At 64.6% G+C, this 16,632-nt stretch carries 15 protein-coding genes; 13 read left to right on the top strand and 2 right to left on the bottom strand.

Annotated elements, in window-relative coordinates; genetic code table 11:
- The first annotated feature begins 13 nt into the window (after window positions 1–13).
- Both QTA58_RS07445 and QTA58_RS07450 read left to right on the top strand, forming a co-directional pair.
- Window positions 14–337 (top strand): YbaB/EbfC family nucleoid-associated protein, encoded by a 324-nt coding sequence (locus tag QTA58_RS07445; protein WP_085421900.1) that lies wholly within the window; start codon window positions 14–16, stop codon window positions 335–337.
- Window positions 338–368: 31 nt separating this feature from the next.
- Window positions 369–980, top strand: a complete 612-nt coding sequence (locus QTA58_RS07450) for a LysE family translocator (protein ID WP_085421899.1) — start codon at window positions 369–371, stop codon at window positions 978–980.
- On the opposite strand, the gene QTA58_RS07455 is transcribed toward QTA58_RS07450, so the two are convergent.
- Complete coding sequence (locus tag QTA58_RS07455; protein ID WP_289672272.1) at window positions 977–1,594, bottom strand: hypothetical protein; 618 nt, start codon at window positions 1,592–1,594, stop codon at window positions 977–979. The two genes, QTA58_RS07450 and QTA58_RS07455, sit on opposite strands and share 4 nt — an antisense overlap.
- A gap of 222 nt (window positions 1,595–1,816) precedes the next feature.
- On the opposite strand from QTA58_RS07455, the gene recR reads away from it, so the two are divergent.
- The gene (gene recR / locus QTA58_RS07460; protein ID WP_085421897.1) at window positions 1,817–2,422 is read left to right on the top strand and encodes a recombination mediator RecR; all 606 of its coding nucleotides are present in this window, start codon (window positions 1,817–1,819) and stop codon (window positions 2,420–2,422) included.
- A 225-nt stretch (window positions 2,423–2,647) separates the two neighbouring features.
- A complete protein-coding gene (locus QTA58_RS07465) occupies window positions 2,648–3,916 on the top strand; it encodes a lytic murein transglycosylase (RefSeq protein ID WP_289672274.1) in 1,269 nt (422 codons plus the stop codon).
- A gap of 20 nt (window positions 3,917–3,936) precedes the next feature.
- Here QTA58_RS07465 and QTA58_RS07470 read toward each other — a convergent pair whose 3' ends face one another.
- A complete protein-coding gene (locus tag QTA58_RS07470) occupies window positions 3,937–5,568 on the bottom strand; it encodes an MFS transporter (protein ID WP_085421895.1) in 1,632 nt (543 codons plus the stop codon).
- 243 nt (window positions 5,569–5,811) lie between these two features.
- On the opposite strand from QTA58_RS07470, the gene rimP reads away from it, so the two are divergent.
- The 9 genes from rimP (at window position 5,812) to QTA58_RS07515 (ending at window position 16,436) form a co-directional block, all read left to right on the top strand.
- Window positions 5,812–6,399: a ribosome maturation factor RimP gene (gene rimP, locus QTA58_RS07475; RefSeq protein ID WP_289672275.1), complete on the top strand. Its 588-nt coding sequence runs from the start codon at window positions 5,812–5,814 to the stop codon at window positions 6,397–6,399.
- Window positions 6,400–6,465: 66 nt separating this feature from the next.
- Complete coding sequence (nusA, locus tag QTA58_RS07480; RefSeq protein WP_289672276.1) at window positions 6,466–8,064, top strand: transcription termination factor NusA; 1,599 nt, start codon at window positions 6,466–6,468, stop codon at window positions 8,062–8,064.
- On the top strand, window positions 8,061–8,747 hold the full coding sequence (locus tag QTA58_RS07485; RefSeq protein ID WP_289672277.1) for an RNA-binding protein: 687 nt from the start codon (window positions 8,061–8,063) through the stop codon (window positions 8,745–8,747). Before nusA ends, QTA58_RS07485 begins: the two co-directional genes overlap by 4 nt.
- Before the next feature lie 101 nt (window positions 8,748–8,848).
- Window positions 8,849–11,590 (top strand): translation initiation factor IF-2, encoded by a 2,742-nt coding sequence (gene infB, locus QTA58_RS07490; RefSeq protein WP_289672278.1) that lies wholly within the window; start codon window positions 8,849–8,851, stop codon window positions 11,588–11,590.
- Window positions 11,591–11,713: 123 nt separating this feature from the next.
- A complete protein-coding gene (gene kduD / locus QTA58_RS07495) occupies window positions 11,714–12,472 on the top strand; it encodes a 2-dehydro-3-deoxy-D-gluconate 5-dehydrogenase KduD (RefSeq protein ID WP_289672279.1) in 759 nt (252 codons plus the stop codon).
- 253 nt (window positions 12,473–12,725) lie between these two features.
- Window positions 12,726–13,907, top strand: a complete 1,182-nt coding sequence (exbB, locus tag QTA58_RS07500) for a tonB-system energizer ExbB (protein ID WP_289672280.1) — start codon at window positions 12,726–12,728, stop codon at window positions 13,905–13,907.
- 6 nt (window positions 13,908–13,913) lie between these two features.
- Window positions 13,914–14,420, top strand: coding sequence for a TonB system transport protein ExbD (gene exbD, locus QTA58_RS07505; protein ID WP_289672281.1), 507 nt, complete (start codon window positions 13,914–13,916; stop codon window positions 14,418–14,420).
- Window positions 14,417–15,394: a TonB family protein gene (locus QTA58_RS07510; RefSeq protein WP_289672282.1), complete on the top strand. Its 978-nt coding sequence runs from the start codon at window positions 14,417–14,419 to the stop codon at window positions 15,392–15,394. Before exbD ends, QTA58_RS07510 begins: the two co-directional genes overlap by 4 nt.
- A 52-nt stretch (window positions 15,395–15,446) precedes the next feature.
- A complete protein-coding gene (locus QTA58_RS07515; protein ID WP_289672283.1) occupies window positions 15,447–16,436 on the top strand; it encodes an Ldh family oxidoreductase in 990 nt (329 codons plus the stop codon).
- The last annotated feature ends 196 nt before the right edge of the window (window positions 16,437–16,632 follow it).

Below are 16,632 nucleotides of genomic sequence, written 5' to 3' on the forward strand. Positions count from 1 at the left end.
AGAGGACTGAAAGATGCGCGACATCATGGGCATGATGGGCAAGGTCAAGGAAATGCAGGCCAAGATGGAGAAGATGCAGGCGGATATCGCCGCACTCGACGTCGAGGGCACTTCCGGCGGCGGCCTGGTGACCGTGCGGCTCAACGGCAAGGGCGAGATGCTCGGCCTGAAGATCGACCCCTCGCTCTTCAAGGAGGACGACGTCGAAATCCTCGAAGATCTGATCGTCGCGGCCCACAAGGCGGCCAAGGAACGCGCCGAGGCGATCACCGCCGAAAAGACCAAGGAACTGACTGCCGGCCTGCCGATCCCGCCCGGCATGAAGCTGCCGTTCTGATCGCACCGCCTGACGGAATAGGGAGGTTCCGATGACGCTCACGTCGATACTCGTCTTTGCTGCTGCACTGTTCGTCGCCGCCGGTTCGCCCGGGCCGAGCATCGCCGCGCTGGTCGCCCGCGTGCTCTCCAAGGGTTACCGCGACGTGCTGCCGTTCCTGGCGGCCATGTGGGTGGGCGAGGCCGTGTGGCTGTCGTTCGCCGTCGCGGGCCTTGCCGCGATCGCCGAGAGCTTTCAACTCGTCTTCGTGGCGATCAAATGGATCGGCGTCGCCTATCTTCTCTATCTCGCCTGGAAGATGTGGTTCGCCGAGCCTGCCGGTCCCGGCGAGGACCTGCCGGAAAGCCGCTCGGCGTTGAAGATGTTCTTCGCCGGGCTCACCGTGACGCTCGGCAATCCGAAGATCATGATGTTCTATGTGGCACTGCTTCCCTCGATCATCGATCTCGGCGGCGTGACGCTGACCGGCTGGCTGGAACTGGTCGCCGCGATGTTCGTCGTCTTGGTCGTGGTCGATCTCGCATGGGTTCTGCTCGCCGCCAAGGCGCGGCAGTTCCTCAAAAGCCCGCGGGCGGTGAGGATCGCCAACCGGCTCTCGGCCGGAACGATGGCCGGCGCGGCAGCGGCGATCGCGGCACGCTAGAAATTATACCTGACGCCGATGACGTTGGCGTTGGACCCGCCATGCATGTCGCCCAGGGTGCCCCAGGCTCCGGAACGGTGATGCAGGCGCCAGAACACTTCGAGGTCCGGCCGGGAGACGGAGCTGAAGCTCAGTTCGGGGCCGAGATAGAAGAGCGTGCTGGCATCGCCGTTACGCTCCTCCTCATTCTTGCGCTCCCGCCCCTCCATCGTCTCGGTCACATGGCTCAAGCCGAAGGTGAAGGATGGAATGATCCGAAGCGTGTTGGCTATTTCGATGGCGTCGTAACGGCCGACTACGCCGCCCCATATCTCGGCATTGGCGTTGCCGCCGAACCTTCCGGCAAGGCCCGCTTCAAGACCGAGCTTCACCGAACCGATGCTGTAGGGGAAAAACTGGTAGCCGAGACCGAAGACCGGATGATCCTCGTAACCGACACCGAACGGATTGGCCGATTCCGCCATGTCACCGTTTACCATGGCGCCGCCAAAGACAAAGACCGAATGGTCGGGATCGGTTTCAGTCCCTTGGGCGAACACGGCGCTTGCCGCCGCGATCTGCACGATCAGCGCGCCGGAAAGAAGACCGAGGGGGATGCGTCTCAAAAAACTCATACAAAGTTCCGCATAGCCGTCAATTCAGGCGGTATAGGGCCTGGCAGGCATGCCGCCATATCACCAACCATCACGGTTTCGTGATGCCGCATATGCGCCGAACCGACCTCGCTCTCTTTGGGTCGAGTTTGGCGCGGCATGCGTCGCCTGGCCGCAAGAAGTTTCACATTGGATAGCCTTTCGACGTTTCCGTTTGCCTAACGGATGGGCTAAAGGGAGAACATGGCAAAGCGAGTCACCGGCCCCGAAATCGAAAAACTCATCCAGCTTCTGGCGAAGGTTCCGGGCCTTGGCCCCCGCTCCGCACGCCGGGCGGCGCTGCATCTCATCAAGAAGAAGGAGCAGCTCCTCGGTCCGCTGTCGCATGCCATGGGCGAAGCCTATGACAAGGTGAAGGTCTGCTCGCGCTGCGGCAATGTCGATACCGTCGACCCCTGCACCGTCTGCACCGACATCCGCCGCGATCAGTCTGTGGTGATCGTCGTGGAGGATGTTTCCGACCTCTGGGCGCTGGAACGGGCGGGGGCGATGAATGCCGCCTACCACGTGCTCGGCGGTACACTCTCGCCGCTCGACGGCATCGGCCCCGACGACCTGAACATCCGCGGGCTGATCGATCGGGTCAACGAGGGCGGCATCCGGGAGATCATCATCGCGGTCAATGCGACGGTCGAGGGCCAGACGACGGCGCATTACATCACCGACCAGCTTTCCGGCATCGACGTGAAGATCACCCGGCTGGCGCATGGCGTGCCCGTCGGCGGCGAGCTCGACTATCTCGACGAGGGAACGCTGACGGCGGCGTTGCGGGCCAGGACGGCGATCTAGGGGAGAACCGGATGAAGACCCTCACCCTTTTGTCCTGCGGTTAGAGTTTTGAGGAGGATAACGTTGAGCAAGCTCGCCCCCCTCTGGCCTGCCGGCCATCTCCCCCACAGGTGGGGAGATCACAAGCGGAGAGGGCTTCCCCCATCAGCAACGGTCTGTCATCCAGGCCCCGCTCCCATGCCGGGAAACCGGTGCGCCCAGCCGATCTCCCCCCTTGAGGGGGAGATGGCCGGCAGGGCAGAGGGGGGTGTTTTCGGACGCGCCGCTGCTTTGCTTTTCGCTGCACTGTCAGCGCTCCTCCCCCTCCCCGCGTTCGCCCAGAGCAAGCCGGACGTGGAAAGGCAGTTCCAGCGGTGGATCGCCGATGACCTCGGTCCGGCGGCGAAAAAAGCCGGCATTTCGGACAGAACTCTCAAGGCCGCTTTCCAAGGCGTGACGCTCAACTGGAGCCTGCCCGATCTCGTGCCGCCGGGCACCAAACCACCGAAACAGCAGGATCAGAGCCAGGCGGAATTCTCCTCGCCCGGCGCCTATTTTTCGGAAAAGCGGCTGCAGGGACTGGCCGCGACCGGCCGGGGGCTCGCCGCCGCGCATGCCGCGACGCTGAAGAAGATCGAAACGGCCTATGGCGTGCCGGGCGAGATCGTCGTGGCGATCTGGGGCCGGGAGTCCGGCTTCGGGAAGGCGAAGCTGCCCTATTCCGCGGTGCAGGTGCTCTCAACCAAGGCCTTCATGTCGACGCGCAAGGAGATGTTCCGCGAGGAACTGATCGCGGCATTGACGATGATCGAGCGCGGCGATGTCGACGCGGCGACCATGAAAGGGTCATGGGCCGGCGCACTCGGCCAGCCGCAGTTCATGCCGTCGAGCTATCTCAAATATGCCGTCGACTTCGACCGCGACGGGCATCCGGACATCTGGAATTCGGTGCCGGATTCGCTCGCCTCGATCGCGCATTACCTGCAGAAGGAAGGCTGGCAACGCGGGCGCGACTGGGGTTTCGAGGTCAGCATCCCCTCCCAGCTCACCTGCGCGCAGGAAGGGCCGGACCTCGCCAAGCCGATTTCCGCGTGGGCGGCGGCAGGCATCACCCGCATTTCCGGCAAGGCCTTCCCCGCCGCCGATCTCAAGGCGGACGGAATGATGCTGGTGCCGGCCGGCCGGCACGGGCCGGAATTCATCGTCACGCCGAATTTCTACGTGCTCAAGCAATACAACAATTCCGACCTCTACGCGCTGTTCATCGGCAATCTTGCCGATCGCATCGCCTATGGTGCGGGGCCGTTCCAGGCGAACTGGGGGGACGTCGGAAAGATGCTGCGCTCCGATATCCTGGCCATGCAGAAGGCACTGGTTTCGAAGGGCTACGATGTCGGCAATGTCGACGGCCTGCCAGGGTACAAGACGCGCCGTTCGCTCGGCGACTGGCAGGCGAAGAACGGGCTTGCGCCGACCTGCTTCCCCGATCCGTCGCTGAAGGGAAAGATCCGGTAAGGAGCTGACAGCGAGGGCTGTCAGTGATGAAGGTCCACGTGAGCCTTGTGGAAGACGTGGTCGCTCGTCGGGATCGCCTGCCGCTCGATCATACGGTGGACGCGCGGCCCTTCCTCGCCTCTGTGGAGGGCACGGATCGCATCCCAGGCCTCCGCATCCGCCTGGGTGCGGCGCTGGTTGTGCCTGACGTAATCGGCCCAGGTCGCGGTGTGGTAGGTCTCGGTCCAGATTTCCGGATGTTCGAGATCGCGCATCAGCGCCCATTGCCGGGCACCGTCGCGAATGCGGATGCGGCGGCGCTGCGACATCAGCATCAGGAATTTCGGGATGTCCTCATCGGCGATGATATAATCGACCATATTGACGATCGGTCCGCTGCGCGGCTGGAGGTCGAGCTTCAGAAGCGGTTCGTTGAACCGGTTCAGCGGATCGAGATTGAGATCGCCGAACTGCGGCAGCGGCAGGCGAAGACCGATCAACGCTCCCGCCAGCATCGCGAAACTGGACAGCGTCAGGGCGACCGAGACGCCGAATGCATCGGACAGGACGCCCCATAACCAGCTTCCGCCGGCAATGCCGCCGAAAGTCGCCGTCTGATAGAAGGACAGTGCCCGGCCGACGACCCAGCGCGGCGTCGAGAGCTGCACCGTCGTGTTGAACAGCGACAGGGCCAGAACCCAGCAGGCCCCGGGCACGAGCAGTACGATCGCCGTCAATACGGTGCTGGAACTCGCGCCGATGACCGCCGCGCTCGCGGCAAAGCCGACGAGGGACAGGCGGACGATGGATTCGCTGGAGAAAGCTTCGCGGAGCCTGGAATTGCCGATGGCGCCGGCGATCGCGCCCACCCCGAAGGCGCCGAGCATGATGCCGTAGGTGAGCGGGCCGCCGGACACGAGGTCGCGCGCGACGATCGGCAGAAGGGCCAGGATGGCGCTTGCCGAAAGGCCGAAGACCAGACCGCGGAGCAGCACGTTGAGGATATTCGGCGACATGGCCACATAGCCGAGACCCGCCGAAAGCGCGCGCAGGAGCGTTTCGCGCGGCAGGGTGCTGTCGCGTTTCTCCGGCTTCCAGCGAAAGAGCGCATAGATGAGGGCGAAATAACAGAAAGAGTTGACGGCGAAGGCGGCGGCGGCGCCTGCCGCAGCGACGATCGCGCCGCCGATCGCCGGGCCGAGGCTGCGGGTGATGTTGAAGCCGACGCTGTTGATCGAAACGGCCGCCGGCAGAACTTCGCGCGGCACCATATCGCCTACGGACGCCTGCCAGGAAGGATTGTTGAGGGCCACGCCGCAGCCGACCAGGAAGGTGAATGCCAGAAGCAGCCACGGCGTCAGCAGATCGAGATAGGCGAAGACCGTCAGCGTCGCGGAGACGACCAGCATGAAGATCTGCGCCGTCAGCATGAGGCTGCGCCGGTTGAAACTGTCGGCGAGCGCGCCCGCGACGAGCGAAAAGAGCATGATCGGCGCCGCGGTCGAAGCCTGGACCAGCGCGACCATATCCTCGGAAGCGGAAATCGAGGTCATCATCCAGGCGGCGCCGACGGCCTGGATGAGACTGCCGAAATTGGACGCGAGGCTGGCGGTCCAGATCGTTCTGAAGGTTTGGTGCCGGAAGGGAGCCAGGGTCGATATCCGATCGGGCACTTTTCGTCCTCTTTCTTTCGTGCGTCGCTATAAACGGTTATAGACTGGAGATATTCAAATTCCAGCGGCCCCGATCAAAGAAAGAGGCTTCTCTTGCAATTCGGGGTCCGAGAGCGTATATGCAGGCCATATTCTTGATCGTCCGATGAAGAGTGGGCCCGACCGGACCCGCTCTTTTTTGTTAGGCGATCTGTCCATCCCGGTTCTGCGACAGCGATCCGGGGAATGATTGCCGGAGAGCTTATGCCGCAAACCGAAACCGAGCCGCGGCTCATCATCGAGACCGGGCTCGACCTCAGGATCGCCGAAATCATCGAGCCGGTGCTGACCGCCATGGATTACCGGCTGGTGCGGGTGCGCATGCTGAACCAGAACGGCCTGACATTGCAGATCATGGCCGAGCGCCACGACGGAACCATGGATGTCGACGGCTGCGAGGCCGTTTCCACGGCCATTTCGCCCGTTCTTGATGTGGAAGATCCGATCGATAAAGCGTATCATCTCGAAGTGTCCTCGCCGGGCATCGACCGCCCGATGGTCCGCAAGTCGGACTTCTTCCGCTGGAAGGGCCACCTGGTCAAATGCGAAACGTCGATCATGATCGACAACCGCAAGCGGTTCCGCGGCAGGATCACGGAAGCGGATACGGAAGGTTTCACGATCGAGCGGGATCAGGTCGCCTATGGCGAGGCACCGCGGGTGACGATCCCGTTTTCGGCGCTGGCCGAGGCAAAGCTCATCCTGACCGACGATCTGATCCGCGACGCGCTGCGGGCCGACAAGCTCGCCAAGGCCGAGGCCGCGAACCAGAACGACGAAGACGACGAATAACCAAACAAGAGACAAAGGCCTTTTTGAAGAAGAGGCCAAACATTCGACCTACGGAGACCAACGACAATGGCAGTGAGTGCGAACCGGCTTGAACTTCTGCAGATCGCGGATGCAGTGGCGCGCGAAAAGGTCATCGACCGCGAGATCGTGCTGGCCGCGATGGCCGACGCCATCCAGAAGGCCGCCCGCTCCCGCTACGGCTCGGAAACCAATATCCGCGCCGACATCAACTCGAAGACCGGCGAAATCCGCCTGCAGCGCCTGCTGGAAGTGGTGGAAGCCGCCGAGGACTATGGCACCCAGATCCCGCTGGCGCTGGCCCGCGACCGCAACCCCGACGCCAAGATCGGCGATTTCATCGCCGATCCGCTGCCGCCGATGGATTTCGGCCGTATCGCCGCCCAATCGGCCAAGCAGGTGATCGTGCAGAAGGTGCGCGAGGCCGAGCGCGACCGCCAGTTCGACGAATTCAAGGACCGCGTCGGCGAGATCGTCAACGGCACGGTCAAGCGCGTCGAATACGGCAACGTCATCGTCGATCTCGGCCGCGGCGAAGGCATCATCCGCCGCGACGAGATGATACCGCGCGAGAACATGCGCTACGGCGACCGCGTCCGCGCCTATGTCTACGACGTGCGCCGCGAGCAGCGCGGTCCGCAGATCTTCCTGTCGCGCACCCATCCGCAGTTCATGGTGAAGCTCTTCACCATGGAAGTGCCGGAAATCTACGACGGCATCATCCAGATCAAGTCGGTCGCCCGCGATCCCGGCTCGCGCGCCAAGATCGCCGTCATCTCGAACGACAGCTCGATCGATCCGGTCGGCGCCTGCGTCGGTATGCGCGGTTCGCGCGTCCAGGCCGTCGTCGGCGAGCTGCAGGGCGAAAAGATCGACATCATTCCGTGGTCCCAGGACCCGGCTTCGTTCATCGTCAACGCACTGCAGCCGGCCGAAGTCGCCAAGGTGGTTCTCGACGAAGACGCGGAGCGCATCGAAGTGGTGGTTCCGGACGAGCAGCTCTCGCTCGCGATCGGCCGCCGCGGCCAGAACGTCCGTCTCGCCTCCCAGCTCACCGGCTGGGACATCGACATCATGACGGAGCAGGAAGAATCCGAACGCCGCCAGAAGGAGTTCAACGAGCGCACCAACCTCTTCATGGAAGCGCTCGACGTCGACGAGATGATCGGCCAGGTGCTCGCCTCCGAAGGCTTCGCCCAGGTCGAGGAACTGGCTTACGTCGAACTCGACGAAATCTCCTCGATCGAAGGTTTCGACGAGGATACGGCGAACGAAATCCAGACCCGCGCCCGCGAATACCTGGAACGCGTCGAGGCCGAGAACGATGCGAAGCGCAAGGAGCTCGGCGTGTCCGACGAACTGCGCCAGATCAACGGCATCACCGGCCAGATGCTGGTCGCGCTCGGCGAGGACGGCATCAAGACGGTCGAGGATTTCGCCGGCTGCGCCGCAGACGACCTCGTCGGCTGGACCGAACGCAAGGACGGCGAGACGAAGAAGTTCGAAGGCCTCTTCTCGAAGTTCGACGTTTCGCGCGTCGAGGCCGAGAACATGATCGTCCAGGCCCGCCTGCTTGCAGGCTGGATCACCGAAGAGGATCTCGCCCAGCAGCAGGCCGAGGAGGCGGACACCGCAGAAGAGGAATGATCCCGCTGCGAGAGGCGCCGGATGACGATCACGGGTTGAGCGAGATTGTCGTGAACGACCGGACCTGCATCGTAACGCGCGAGAGCGGATCGCCGGAAACGCTGATCCGCTTCGTAGCCGCTCCGGACGGGCGCGTCGTGCCCGACCTCAAGCGGCAGCTTCCCGGCCGCGGCTGCTGGATCAAGGCGGAACGGACGCTTGTCGACCGGGCCGTTCAGAAGAAGCTCTTTGCCCGGGCGCTCAAAACCGAGGCGAAGGCGGATGCCGATCTCGGCGCGCTCGTCGACCGGCTGATCGCGGCCGATCTCGTGGGCATGATGAACATGGCCCGCAAGGCCGGCCAGTTCATCTCCGGCGCCATGAAAGTGGATGCCGCCGTGCGCTCCGGCGCGGCAATCGCCGTCTTTCACGCGGCGGATGCGGCCGCCGACGGCGTCAGAAAAATAGACCAGGCCCGCAAGGCCTGGAAGCTCGGATCCGAGCTGCAGGAAGACATTCCGTCCTTTTCGCTCTTCACGGGCAAGGAATTGGACGAAGTGATGGGCCAGAATGCTTTTATCCATGCTTGCGCGCTTGCAGGGCAGGCGGGTGAGGGTGTAGTGAAGCGCGCAACCATGCTCAAAAAGTACCGCGGTGTCGGTCAGTCCGGAGCAGACGGCGGCGCTGGCCGGCCAGAACAATGATACGGTCACCGGCAGATGCCGGCCGCCGTACCGGATATTTGTATACTATTGACGGGATCTGATGGTCGCCATCCGTTCCCGTCCGAAGGAACAGGAACGGAATGACCGATAACAAAGACGACAAGACACTCGGCGTTAAGAAGACCCTTACCCTGAAACCGTCCGGGGTAAGCCAGGGTACTGTGCGCCAGGATATGGGTCGCGGTCGCACCAAGGCGGTCGTGGTCGAGACGCGCAAGCGCCGCCCGATCCGCCCGGAAGACGAAAAACCGGCTTTCACGCCGGCAGCACCGGTCCAGCGGCCGGTGGAAGCCGCCCAGCCGGCGCCGCAGCGCCCCCAGGCCGCCAGCCCGCAGCCGCGGATCCATCAGCCGGCGCCGCAGGGCCAGCGTCCGCTTGCCCCTCAGGGACAGCGCCCCTCTGCAGGCCCGTCAGCCCCGCCGCCGCGCCAGCCGCAGCGGCCGACCGTGCTGCACGACCTCTCCGCCGGAGAAATGGAAGCGCGTCGCCGAGCCTTGGTGGAAGCCCAGGCCCGCGAGGCCGAGGAAGCCAAGCGCCGGGTCGAGGAAGAGGCACGCCGCAAGGCCGAGGAAGAACGCCGCAGGGCCGAAGAGGCGGCCGAAGCCGCCCGCCGGGCCGAGGAAGCAAAGACGGCGCCGGTTCAGGAAGAGCCCGCCACGGCTGAAGCCCCGGCACCTGCCGTTGCCGAAAAGCCGGCAGAACGCGCTGCCGCCGCTCCGGCCGCCCGTCCGCAGGACGCACGCCCGCAACCGCCCCGCCCAGCGGCAGCCCCCGGAGCTCAGCCCGTGGCCGGCCGCAGCCGCAGGGCCGATGAGGATGAGGACGAAGAGCGCGGCCCGGCCCGCAGCAGCACGCCCGGCCGCGGCCGTGTGCCCACCCCGGCGCCTGCCAAGGTTCCGGCCCGCCCGAAAGGCGAGGACGATCGCCGCCGCGGCAAGCTGACCATCACCACCGTCAGCGACGACGACGAGGGCGGCAGCTCCCGTGGCCGTTCGCTCGCCGCCATCCGCCGCCGGCAGGAGAAATTCCGCCGCAGCCAGATGCAGGAGCCGCGCGAAAAGGTCATGCGCGAAGTCATCCTGCCGGAGACCATCACCATTCAGGAACTGTCGCAGCGCATGTCCGAACGCGCCGTCGACGTCATCAAGTACCTGATGAAGGAAGGTCAGATGATGAAGCCGGGCGACGTCATCGACGCCGACCTTGCCGAACTCATCGCCGGTGAATTCGGCCATACCGTCAAGCGCGTTTCGGAATCGGACGTCGAGGAAGGCATCTTCAACATCGCCGACGACGAAGGCGAAATGCTGCCGCGTCCGCCGGTCGTCACCATCATGGGTCACGTCGACCACGGCAAGACCTCGCTGCTCGATGCCATCCGCCACGCCAACGTGGTGGCCGGCGAAGCGGGCGGCATCACCCAGCATATCGGTGCCTATCAGGTCGAACAGAACGGTCAGAAGATCACCTTCATCGACACTCCGGGCCACGCCGCCTTCACGGCCATGCGTGCCCGCGGCGCCCAGGCGACCGACATCGCGATCCTCGTCGTCGCGGCCGACGACAGCGTGATGCCGCAGACGATCGAGTCCATCAACCACGCCAAGGCAGCGGGCGTGCCGATCATCGTGGCGATCAACAAGATCGACAAGCCGACGGCCAATCCGCAGAAGGTGCGCACCGAACTGCTCCAGCACGAGGTCTTCGTGGAATCCATGGGCGGCGAAGTGCTCGACGTGGAGGTTTCGGCCAAGAACGGCACGAATCTCGACAAGCTCCTCGAAGCTATCCTGCTGCAGGCGGAAATCCTCGACCTCAGGGCCAATCCGAACCGGACGGCCGAGGGCACCGTGATCGAAGCCCAGCTCGACCGCGGCCGCGGCTCCGTCGCGACCGTGCTCGTGCAGAAGGGAACGCTGAAGCCCGGCCAGATCATCGTTGCCGGCGATCAGTGGGGCCGCGTGCGCGCGCTCGTCAACGACAAGGGCGAACACGTCAAGGAAGCCGGTCCCGCAATGCCCGTCGAGGTGCTCGGCCTTTCCGGCACGCCGGCCGCCGGCGACAAGTTCGCCGTCGTCGAGAGCGAAAGCCGTGCCCGTGAGATCTCCGAATATCGCCAGCGGCTTGCCCGCGACAAGGCGGCGGCCCGCCAGTCCGGCTCGCGCGGTTCGCTCGAGCAGATGATGACGCAGCTCCAGAGCTCCGGCATGAAGGAGTTCCCGCTGGTCATCAAGGGCGACGTGCAGGGCTCGATCGAAGCGATCATCGGCGCGCTCGACAAGCTCGGCACCGACGAAGTCCGCGCCAGGATCGTCCATTCGGGTGCCGGCGGCATCACCGAGTCGGACATCTCGCTTGCCGAGGCTTCCGATGCGGCGATCATCGGCTTCAACGTCCGCGCCAATGCGCAGGCACGCGCCTTCGCCGAACGTTCGGGCATCGAGATCCGCTACTACAACATCATCTACGACCTGGTGGATGACGTGAAGGCGGCGATGTCGGGCCTGCTCTCGCCGGAACGTCGCGAGACCTTCCTCGGCAATGCCGAAATCCTGGAAGTGTTCAACATCACCAAGGTCGGCAAGGTCGCGGGCTGCCGCGTCACGGAAGGCAAGGTCGAGCGCGGTGCGGGCGTCCGCCTCATCCGCGACAACGTCGTCATCCACGAAGGCAAGCTCAAGACGCTCAAGCGCTTCAAGGACGAAGTCTCGGAAGTGCCGGTCGGCCAGGAATGCGGCATGGCCTTCGAGAACTACGAAGACATCCGCGCCGGCGACATCATCGAGTGCTTCCGCGTGGAGCACGTCACGCGCACGCTTTAAGCGCTGCTTCAATAATGTTAGGAACCGCCGGGAAAAGATTTCCGGCGGTTTTGAGTTTTTAAGCGCATGTCGCCGCCGCAAAACCGCCGCACACTTTGGCGCGACATGCTTTGGGAGGAAGACATGCCAGTTTCATTCGACCTGACAGGCAAGACGGCAATCGTCACCGGCGCCAATACCGGCCTCGGTCAGGCGATTGCCGTGGCGCTTGCGGGTGCCGGCGCGGATGTGGCTCTGGTCGGCCGTTCCTCCATGGCCGAGACGGAAGCGGCGGTCAGCGCCGCCGGCGGGCGGAGCCTTTCGATCCGGGCGGACCTCTCGACGCTGGAGCCTGTCGACCGCGTCATCAAGGAAACCCTCGCCTGGACGGGACGAGCCGACATTCTCGTCAACAATGCGGGCATCATCCGCCGGGCCGATGCGATCGACTTCACCGAGGCCGATTGGGACGCGGTGATGGACGTCAACCTCAAGACGGTCTTCTTTCTCTCCCAGGCCTTTGCACGCCAGCTGATCGCCGGGGGCAAGGGCGGCAAGATCATCAACATCGCCTCGCTTCTCTCCTTCCAGGGCGGCATCCGCATTCCCTCCTATACCGCCTCGAAGAGCGGCCTTGCCGGGCTCACCCGGCTGCTTGCCTGCGAATGGGCGGGCAAGGGCATCAACGTCAACGCCATCGCACCAGGCTATTTTTCCACCAATAACACCGAAGCGCTGCGCAACGATCCGGACCGCAACGCGGCGATCCTCGGCCGCATCCCGGCCGGCCATTGGGGCGAGCCGGAAGAGCTCGGCGGCGCCGCCGTCTTTCTCGCATCGCCGGCCTCGGACTACATCCATGGCATCGTGCTGCCGGTCGATGGCGGCTGGCTGGCACGATAACCCCGCCTATTCCGAAGGCGGGAAGCCGGGAACCCATGCGCGTGATGTATGGGAATGCCCGTGTAAGACAAATTTGATCGGCATTCCCAAGATTTATTAGTTGCCATTTCTACTCATGTTTATTATCGGGGTAGCAACGACATCGCGAACCGGCCGGCAGTAACCGGCAGCGTTCCGATGTCCGTTTCTGCAAATGCCGGTTCGCGCCGAAGCGCTGCTCGCGTTGTCGAACAAGTTCGGAGTACAGCCTGTCATGTCCGTTGCCCTGAAGCCCGCTCTTTCCATGCGCCAGCCGATCAGGAGCCGGCTTCCGATAACTCTCGCCATGCTGGCACTGACCGCTACGACGGTGATGGCGCAGGCCCCGGCGCCGGATGTCGCGCCGCAAACGGCGCCGCCACAGGCCGCCGCTCCCGCCCAGCCGGCACCCGCCGAACCCGCTGCTCCATCCGCTGCGGCAGCCGAAAACCCGAGCGCTCCCGCGCAGCCGGCTGCAAGCCCGGCGGCCCCGACGGCGAGCGAGGGGCAATCCGCTCCGCAGGCCGCCGAACCGGTCGCCTCACAGCCGGAAGCTGCGGCGCCCTCATCTTCTTCGCCCATGCCGGCCGCTGCACCGGAAAACGGCGTGGCAGAACCGGCGCTCGGCGAACCCGCTTCGCAGGAGCCGGCCGACACGTTCACGCAGCTCCTCGACCCTGCGCAACGGGAGGATCTGCCGCACGACCTTTCGCCTTGGGGCATGTTCATGGCGGCCGACTGGATCGTCAAAGGCGTGATGATCGGCCTGGCCTTTGCCTCGCTCGTCACCTGGACGGTCTGGCTTGCCAAGACGCTGGAGCTTGCCGGCGCCCGCGCCCGGGCGGGCCGGACGTTGAAGATCATCCGATCCTCGCGTTCGCTTGCCGAGGCCGTGAATGCCTCCGGCGGCCGCGGCGGACCTGCAGCGCTGATGCTGCGGGCCGCAGCCGAGGAAATGCAGCTTTCCGAAGCAGCCCTCGATCATGCCCATGGCGACGGCGTCAAGGAACGTGTCGGTTCCGCCCTCTCCCGCATCGAGGCCTATGCCGGAAGACGCATGTCGCGCGGCACGGGCGTGCTCGCGACGATCGGTTCGACCGCGCCCTTCGTGGGCCTGTTCGGAACCGTCTGGGGCATCATGAACTCCTTCATCGGCATTTCCGAAACGCAGACGACGAACCTTGCCGTGGTCGCGCCGGGCATTGCGGAAGCGCTGCTCGCCACTGCGATCGGCCTCGTGGCCGCCATCCCGGCCGTCGTCATCTACAACGTTTTCGCCCGGTCCGTGACCGGCTACCGCCAGCTTCTCGCCGATGCCGCAGCCGGCGTGGAGCGGCTCATCAGCCGCGATCTCGATTTCCGCAAGGTTCCGCCGGGTGCGCGCAAGAACCCGATGTCGCTGGTGGCGGGGGGCTGATCGACCATGGCCGGCGGCATTCGCGAACATCACGGCGACGAGCTTCCCGAAAACCATGAGATCAACGTGACGCCGTTCATCGACGTCATGCTGGTTCTCCTGATCATCTTCATGGTGGCGGCGCCGCTTTCCACCGTGGACGTCAATGTCGATCTTCCCGCCTCCTCCGCCAAGCCCGCCGAACGGCCGGACGAACCGCTCTATCTGACCGTGAAGGAAGATCTCAGCCTCAACATCGGCAATGATGCCGTGGCGCGCGAGCAGCTCGCCGCGACGCTCAACCGGGTGACCGAGGGCAACAAGGACACGCGCGTCTTCCTGCGCGCCGACAAGGCGGTCGATTACGGGCAGTTCATGGAAGTCATGAACCTGCTCAGGGATGCCGGTTACCTGAAGATAGCGCTGGTGGGCCTCGAAACGCTGCCGACGCCGCCCGCCTCTGCAGCGCCGGCCGATGGCGGCGCCGAACCGCCATCCGCACCCTCCGTACCCGCGACGGGAGGCAATCCATGAGCATCGTCGTCTCGCAGACAAGTCCCGCCGGGCGCGTCGGCGAGCTGGCGCTCTGGGGTGTCGCCGGACTGGTGATGCTGACGCTGCATTACGGAACCGCCGTCTATCTGATGCGGGAAGAGCCGGCCTCACCGGCCGAGAACGCGCCGCCTGTGGCAATCATGATCGAGCTTGCTCCCGAGCCGGAAGCCGTCAACACGGAAGAGGAACAGGTTTCCCCCGACGTTCAGGACGTGGAAGAGGTCAAGAGCGAGCAGATGGAACCGGTCGAGGAGCCTCAACCGGAGCCGGTGGCCGAACCCGAGCCGCAGCCGATCGAACCGCCCCCGCAGGAGGTCGCCGAACCCGTCGAGCCCGAGCCGGTGGAGCCGGTCATCGAAGAGCCTCTGCCGGAGCCGCCACCCGAGATCACCCAGACCATTCCCGAACCGCCGCCGGAACCCGTCGAGGAGATCGACCCGATCGAGCAGCAGATAACGGCTGCGCTCGAAAATGTCGAAGTGCCCCTGCCGATGATGCGTCCGCCGATGCCGGTCGAGAAGCCTGCGGAAGTGGCGAAGAAGCCCGAGCCGAAGAAGGAGCCGGTCAAGAAGGTCGAGAGGCCGAAGCAGCAGCAGGCGCGCCGGGAAATGGCCGAGGCGAAGGTTCAGGCCCGGCAGTCGGATCGAACGGCGGCAAGCCAAAATTCCACCGGCTCGATCGCGCCATCGGTTTCGCCTGCCAGGTGGAAATCCCGCGTTCAGGCAAAGCTTGCGAGAACCGCTCGCAGGTGCCCCGGCAACAGCACCGGGACGGCGGCCGTGCGCTTCAGCTTCGACGGCGGCGGAAACGTCACCAACGTTTCGCTCTCCCGATCTTCCGGCGATTCGGCGATCGACAACTACATCATGTCGGCCGTCCGCCGCGCCTCGCCCATTCCTGCCCCGCCGTCGGGTGTCGCGAGCTATCTCGATCAGGCACTAACCTGCCAGTGACATTCGCGCTATATGCAGAATATCCATCGATGAACCTACCCGGATATTCTGCATGCACATGACACTCCAAGAAGCCGAGACGCTCGTGCAGGGCGTTTTCGAAGCCAACGGCGTTCTCGCCGAGACGGCCCGATCCGTCGCGCATGCACTGGTGCATGCGGAAGCGGCCGGCCAATATGGACACGGGCTAAGGCGCATTCCCGCCTATATCGGCCAGGCCCGCAACGGCAAGGTGGACGGCAAGGCACGCCCCACCGCCTTACGCCCGAGACCGGCCGTGCTCACGGTCGACGCGGCGCTCGGTTATGCCTATCCGGCCTTCGATCTCGCCGCCGAAAAGCTTCCCGGCATAGCTCGCGAACAGGGCATCGCGCTCGGCCTCATCCAGCGCTCACATCACGCGGGCGTCATGGCGCTGACGGTGGAGCGATTCGCCGAACAAGGCCTCGTGGCGCTGATGTTCGCCAATGCGCCGGCTTCCATGGCGGCCTGGGGCGGCAGGAAACGCCTGTTCGGCACCAATCCGATCGCCTTTGCCACGCCCGTCGCAGGGGAAGACCCCATCGTCATCGATCTCGCGCTTTCCACCGTCGCGGCGGGCAAAATCATGGCGGCCCGGCAGAAAGGCGAGAGCATTCCGGAAGGATGGGCCTTCGATGCCGAGGGCAGGCCGACGACCGATCCGAACGAGGCATTGAAAGGCGTCATGGCGCCTTCCGGCGGCGCGAAGGGCGCGGCGCTGGCGCTGATGGTGGAAATCCTGGCGGCCGGTCTGACCGGCGGCAACTTCTCCCACGAAGCAAGCTCCTTCATGGAGGAGAAGGGCACGCCGCCTTCGGTCGGCCAGATATTGATCGTCATCGATCCCACGGCCGGAGCCGCTTCCGCAGTCGAACGAATTGCGGAATTGGCCCAGGAAATGGCCTCGGAAGAAGGTGTCCGGCTGCCCGGACGGCGCGGGCGGAACGCACGGCGCGCAGCAATCGAAAAGGGCCTCGATATCGAGGACGAGGTGGTCGCCGCGATCAAGGCTCTGGCTTAGCCTCCAAGCCGTCAATGAAGGTTACCGACGTCGAATCCTCGATTTTCGAGAGGGCTTCGTCTTCCGACGAGCGCGAACGAAATCCGGCCCGGTGTGCCGAGCGTCGAACGGGCGATATCAAAGGGGAGGAGCTGAAAATGAAAAAGCCTGGCGCGGGAGGAGGATGCGCCAGGCTTTAAACTTGATCGACAACTGG

The organism is Neorhizobium sp. CSC1952 (genome assembly GCF_030378245.1).
Classification (GTDB): Bacteria; Pseudomonadota; Alphaproteobacteria; order Rhizobiales; family Rhizobiaceae; genus Neorhizobium; species Neorhizobium oryzae_A.

Bases quoted from the DNA above. Each gene is read 5' to 3' on its own strand.
- QTA58_RS07445 (WP_085421900.1), top strand. From the start codon at position 14: ATGCGCGACATCATGGGCATGATGGGCAAGGTCAAGGAAATGCAGGCC.
- QTA58_RS07450 (WP_085421899.1), top strand. From the start codon at position 369: ATGACGCTCACGTCGATACTCGTCTTTGCTGCTGCACTGTTCGTCGCC.
- QTA58_RS07455 (WP_289672272.1), bottom strand. From the start codon at position 1,594: ATGAGTTTTTTGAGACGCATCCCCCTCGGTCTTCTTTCCGGCGCGCTG.
- recR (WP_085421897.1), top strand. From the start codon at position 1,817: ATGGCAAAGCGAGTCACCGGCCCCGAAATCGAAAAACTCATCCAGCTT.
- QTA58_RS07465 (WP_289672274.1), top strand. From the start codon at position 2,648: ATGGCCGGCAGGGCAGAGGGGGGTGTTTTCGGACGCGCCGCTGCTTTG.
- rimP (WP_289672275.1), top strand. From the start codon at position 5,812: ATGCCGCAAACCGAAACCGAGCCGCGGCTCATCATCGAGACCGGGCTC.
- nusA (WP_289672276.1), top strand. From the start codon at position 6,466: ATGGCAGTGAGTGCGAACCGGCTTGAACTTCTGCAGATCGCGGATGCA.
- QTA58_RS07485 (WP_289672277.1), top strand. From the start codon at position 8,061: ATGATCCCGCTGCGAGAGGCGCCGGATGACGATCACGGGTTGAGCGAG.
- infB (WP_289672278.1), top strand. From the start codon at position 8,849: ATGACCGATAACAAAGACGACAAGACACTCGGCGTTAAGAAGACCCTT.
- kduD (WP_289672279.1), top strand. From the start codon at position 11,714: ATGCCAGTTTCATTCGACCTGACAGGCAAGACGGCAATCGTCACCGGC.
- exbB (WP_289672280.1), top strand. From the start codon at position 12,726: ATGTCCGTTGCCCTGAAGCCCGCTCTTTCCATGCGCCAGCCGATCAGG.
- exbD (WP_289672281.1), top strand. From the start codon at position 13,914: ATGGCCGGCGGCATTCGCGAACATCACGGCGACGAGCTTCCCGAAAAC.
- QTA58_RS07510 (WP_289672282.1), top strand. From the start codon at position 14,417: ATGAGCATCGTCGTCTCGCAGACAAGTCCCGCCGGGCGCGTCGGCGAG.
- QTA58_RS07515 (WP_289672283.1), top strand. From the start codon at position 15,447: ATGCACATGACACTCCAAGAAGCCGAGACGCTCGTGCAGGGCGTTTTC.